The following is a 5,006-nucleotide window of genomic DNA, read 5'->3' as shown; positions in this document are numbered from 1 at the left end:
AAAGTATCCAGAGATAAAGATAAATGCTGGCATGTGAAAGAGAAAAATGATGGTATACAAAGTAAATAGAATCCCGTCTTCCTCTTTTAATGGACTTATTAGGTGCCCAAAGACGACCAGAAAAATCAAAATAAATTTTGCATTGTCAAAATACTTACTCCTTTTTGAAGTTGAAGCCATCCTATCACCCCATTATTTTTAATCAAAAAGGTATTTTAAAATAACGTTAATTTATTACCCACTAATTCCTATTATTCAAACCATATAAATTTAGTGTTAAAAACCATTATACCGTTTGAATATTACAGGAAGATGTTAGCAGAATTACTTTCTGTTTCATGATAATTACGATATTGAAATAACACTAACAAATACCTACGATTATACTACCATTCACGTCTTAACGAAACCTTAATTTTGGTTATTTCCTTTTTATCACATAAAGAGAGCTTGGGGGTTCCCAAGCTCTCTTTTATTCCTTAACAATATCGACTAGGTAATTACTGATAATCTCTGCATGGTTTTCCTTTATCTTATCAATTGGCTTCTTTAATGCGGCAGATAACTGATACAGATAATCTTGGTCATACTGAAGCCAAGAAGAATAATTTCTTTTGAGATAACGCTCTGCATCCTCAAATTCAGCGAAGGTTTGATCCAATTTCTTCTTATTGTGCACAATATAATATTCACTATCACCACTAGGGATGATGTATGAAATATCACTCATTTGATTTTGAAAAGCGGTCCCAGAATGAGAGGTTTTCACGTTATATTCATTCCGATCTGCATCTGGTTTAAGTGGAAGAATTTCAAACACATCCACTACAAATTGCTTAAACGCTTCACTTGTCATTTCAGACCCAGATGCTTTTGGATGTCCACCCCCACCGTATCTCTTTGCAAATTTTGCTACATTTACTTCATCATGAATAGTTCGAAAACCCATTTTCTTTCCACTCATATTCAAAAGAATAATCATGTCCATATGCGGATATAAATTATTTAGCGCATTTCCTAACTCCGATAAATATTGCTCTGCATGAACAATGCCTACACAATACTCATCAACAAAGGTTTGAACAATTTGTCGGCTTTTTGAATAAATATATCGGTTAATCTTTTGCTCCTCAATATCTAGAAGCATATTCTCCGTTTCAGATAACATAAACGATTCGGTATTTTCCGTTAACCTTTTAAGCATTTCTTCTTCAAACTGCTCTCTGTTCCGTATGTAAAATAAATCATTTAGGCGTTTCGCCGTCACGTTATTGTTTTCATCCCATTCCCATGTATCGTATTGGCGTACCAGCTCAATAAATTCCTCAAGAGCCTTATTTCTCTCCATGATTCCATTCGTAATCAGGTGATCATAGAATAATGAGGTTGCACACGTCTTCTTGCCCGTATCATACTCGGGAATAACGCTTCCCCATTTATATTCATTAAAATGCAATGCCGTCACATGGTGATCAATCATTTGAACCGGTTTGCCTTGTTTAAACCGCTCCTCGAGTTTTTTTTCGACCTGTTCGTTTACCGCCAAGTCGGTAATATAGATCTCTACATTATTATTCTCAGGGTTTTTAATAACGGCTTCAACTCGTTGATTTAAATTCCTGTAAGAACAGTAAAATACATTAGCTTTTTCTCCAAAAGCAAGTTTCGCAATTAGCCCGCATCCAAGCCCATCAAGGTCTATATCAGTAAAAATTATCATGACAATTACCACCATCCATTTTTAACTTCATATCGTATCGTTTGGTTTCATCAAATTTTTTATACAGTAAGTTCTTATGAATTAACCATTATGTTTATTTTAACATATTAGTAAATGATAAAACCTGCCATTATGACCTGGTGATAGTAATCACAGACATGCCTAGATGGAAGTGGTATGATTCATGAGAAGTTTCTACTAAAATTATGAAACGGGGTTATAAATTGAACTTTCCACAACTAAAAATAGGTCATATGATGCCTAAGGTTCCCATTATGCAAGGTGGTATGGGTGTAGGTATTTCACTTAGTAAATTGGCATCAGCCGTCGCAAATGCTGGCGGAATTGGGATTATCTCAGGAACAGGGATTTCAACGGACGAATTACGAGCACATATAAGAAAAGCGAAAAGCCTGATTAAAGATGCCGGATATATTGGTGTTAATGTTCTATTCGCGATGAATGACTTTGCCGAAAAAATGAAAGCTGCTCTTGAAGAGAAAGTTGATTTTATTATCTCGGGTGCTGGAATTTCTAGAGATATGTATGCATGGGGAAAACAAGCAGGTATTCCGGTAATTTCAATTGTCTCATCTGCTAAGTTAGCAAGAATTTCCGAAAGACTTGGTGCTGCAGCGGTTGTCGTTGAAGGCTTTGAAGCAGGTGGTCACCTTGGTACCGATCGCCCGATGTTCGAAATCCTGCCAGAAGTGGTTGAAGCGGTTTCCATCCCGGTAATTGCTGCAGGAGGAATTCTGACTGGCAGAGATATTTCAAGAGCCCTTTCCCTGGGTGCCTCTGGTGTCCAAATGGGGACACGCTTTGTCGCAAGCGAGGAATGCGATGCACCATTAGCATTTAAGCAAAAATATGTTGAGGCAACGAAAGAAGATTTGGTCTTAGTTAAAACGACTGTAGGACTTCAAGGCAGGGCGATTAATAATCATTTTGCAAAATTAATCAGTGGACCTGACAAATTAAAAATCGCTAAATGCATTGATTGCTTAAAAAATTGTTCCTACCGCTTTTGTACAATGGATTCTCTATTGGTTTCAATGAATGGTGATGTCGAAAATGGACTTGTTTTTGCAGGTGCACGAGTGGGCGAAATTCAAGATATTCTCCCTGTTCAACAAATCATCGACAAGCTTACATTAGAATCCCATGAAGCAATCTAGTTATTTAAAAGAGCCAACCGACTTGTTCGGTTGGCTCTTTCACTTCCTGTTATGGTAAATAACTTATTTTGTTCTGAATTGGTGTTCGTGGTTTTGGCTCTGGAATTACTTCTGGATAGCCCACTCCCAAAACGCCTATAATATCATAGCCATCCGGAACACGAAGGATCTCTCTGTTTTTTGGTGTAATACCAATGGAAGACCAAAAGGTCCCGACACCCTCTGCCCATGCAGCTAAATTAAAATTTTGGATAAAACAGGAAGTTGCCATTGCGTTTTCCTCTGTCTCAACAGTGGTCGCACCTTGCTTTGATAAAACCATTAACACAACCGGTGCATTTCCAAAATTCGTTTTATGGTTTAGCTTCTCTCTCGTTTCCGGTCCAATAAAATAAATTTCCCATGGTTCTGTCATTCGGTGATTCGGTGCCATTGTGGCAGCCTCTAACCATGCAAGGATTAAATTTTGGTCAATCTCCATGGATTTGAATTTTTTTATGTTTCTGCGCGTTTTTATCGCATCAATCGTATTCATTTTAAAAAACGCCTCCTCCTATATTAGCTGCTCACTGTACTATCCTATGCAGCAATACTCAACTTTTTATTAAAAGTGATAAAAAATTCCCCTATAGCTTATCCTCCAAGTTTATAATAACCTCTTTTTAATCCGTTATAACAAAACCATAGTGCCTGAATAAAGAAGAAAATCCCCCAGATTGGCGCCGGAATGATCCCTGTAAGCCGAGCAAGATTTGCGGCATCCCCAGCAGACTGTGGCTGTAATACGCTGATATACAAGATTTCATAAGCACTTTGAACGGAATCAACTAATAGAATCGAAGCAATTAACAGTAATAAGTTATCCCTAAAGTTTTGACTCCCTTTAATGAGTAAGTAAAGAAAAGCAAACGCAAATGAGCAAAGCCAAAACAAACCATAAGGATTCCGTACCCAAAAAATAAGATTCAAGCCAATAAAACCTAACAATATGTCAATTAACAAATTCTGCTTTTTCTTACCAATTAATAAAAAGGACAGAAACGCCATAAATGACGCAAAGGTGTATCCTCCTAGACTAGTTAAGAAGCTGCCAATCCATGTTGACTGATTACTATATGTGGCCCCTTCGGAATTCATGAATAACGATATTTTTTCGACATTCCCTCCAAAAAGAGCGATTAAAGCATGACCCGATTCATGGATAAGCGTATTGATGATTTTCACATAGTTTCCTAGGAACGGCACATGAATCAGCAGAAAAGCAAACACGAGGAAAAGGAAAAACTTCGCACTGAATTTGTCTCGAACAAAGCTCATAATAAATTCTCCTCTTTGGTATTTAGTAATATCTCCATTTTAACATCTTTTGTTCTTTCTTTTGCATAATTCAACTTTAAATCTAAAAAGCTAGCAATCATTTAGATTGCTAGCACTTTTCATTTAATCTCTGTTTCCTTGCTCAATAAGTTGTCCATCCTTCATTACGTAAATCCGATCACATAGCGGGAGAATCTGTTCATCGTGAGTAACAATGATAGCAGATTTATTTTGCTCCTTAACGATTTTTGAGATTAGCTCAATAATGGCCATGCTTCGATTCGAATCTAAACTGGCTGTTGGTTCATCAGCTAAGATGATTTCAGGATCATTAATAAATGCTCTAGCAATGGCGACTCGTTGCTTTTCTCCACCCGATAACTGATGTGGATAAAATTTTGATCGTTGCTCCATCCCAACTGCAACTAACATCTCGTTAATCTTTCTTTTATTTTCCTTGGTCCACTGATTCGCCATTTTTAAAACAAGACTCAATTGCTCTTCTACCTTTAAATAAGGGACTAAGTTCGAAGTTTGGAAAATATAACCTAGGTGATTTAATCTAATGTTCGCTTTATCAATTTCGCTAAAGGTTGCAATGTCGGTGCCATTTACAATGACTTTTCCTTTATCAGGAGACTGCAAGGCACCTGCAATCGATAAAAACGTGGACTTTCCCGACCCTGAAGGACCAATAATTGCAACCACTTCGCCCGTTTTTAAGCGGAAGGATAAGTTTTTCACGATATGATTTTCTTTATCGCCATCTTTAAATGATTTTTCAACTTTTT

The 5,006-nt window shown here is 37.0% G+C and carries 6 protein-coding genes; 1 reads left to right on the top strand and 5 read right to left on the bottom strand.

Annotated elements, in window-relative coordinates; genetic code table 11:
* Positions 1 to 180: acyltransferase family protein (locus V7659_RS14425; RefSeq protein ID WP_335540594.1), on the bottom strand; the 180-nt coding region annotated here is incomplete at its 3' end.
* 292 nt (positions 181 to 472) lie between these two features.
* On the bottom strand, positions 473 to 1,720 hold the full coding sequence (locus V7659_RS14420) for a DHH family phosphoesterase (RefSeq protein ID WP_335540593.1): 1,248 nt from the start codon (positions 1,718 to 1,720) through the stop codon (positions 473 to 475).
* Positions 1,721 to 1,926: 206 nt separating this feature from the next.
* Between V7659_RS14420 and V7659_RS14415 the strand changes: the two genes are divergently transcribed.
* Positions 1,927 to 2,898: an NAD(P)H-dependent flavin oxidoreductase gene (locus tag V7659_RS14415; protein ID WP_335540592.1), complete on the top strand. Its 972-nt coding sequence runs from the start codon at positions 1,927 to 1,929 to the stop codon at positions 2,896 to 2,898.
* A gap of 49 nt (positions 2,899 to 2,947) precedes the next feature.
* Here the strand turns inward: V7659_RS14415 and V7659_RS14410 are convergent, their stop codons facing one another.
* From V7659_RS14410 to V7659_RS14400, 3 genes are all read right to left on the bottom strand, one after another.
* On the bottom strand, positions 2,948 to 3,433 hold the full coding sequence (locus V7659_RS14410; RefSeq protein WP_335540591.1) for a nitroreductase family protein: 486 nt from the start codon (positions 3,431 to 3,433) through the stop codon (positions 2,948 to 2,950).
* 98 nt (positions 3,434 to 3,531) lie between these two features.
* Positions 3,532 to 4,215 carry a M50 family metallopeptidase gene (locus tag V7659_RS14405; RefSeq protein ID WP_335540590.1) on the bottom strand — a complete coding sequence of 228 codons (684 nt, stop codon included), beginning with the start codon at positions 4,213 to 4,215 and terminating at the stop codon, positions 3,532 to 3,534.
* 123 nt (positions 4,216 to 4,338) lie between these two features.
* The coding region (locus V7659_RS14400) for an ABC transporter ATP-binding protein (protein ID WP_335540589.1) at positions 4,339 to 5,006 on the bottom strand (668 nt) is incomplete at its 5' end.

This window comes from Neobacillus drentensis (assembly GCF_036966985.1).
GTDB lineage: Bacteria > Bacillota > Bacilli > Bacillales > Cytobacillaceae > Neobacillus > Neobacillus drentensis_E.
The sequence above is the reverse complement of the archived record's forward strand: the minus strand, read 5'-3'. Positions and strand labels throughout refer to the sequence as shown.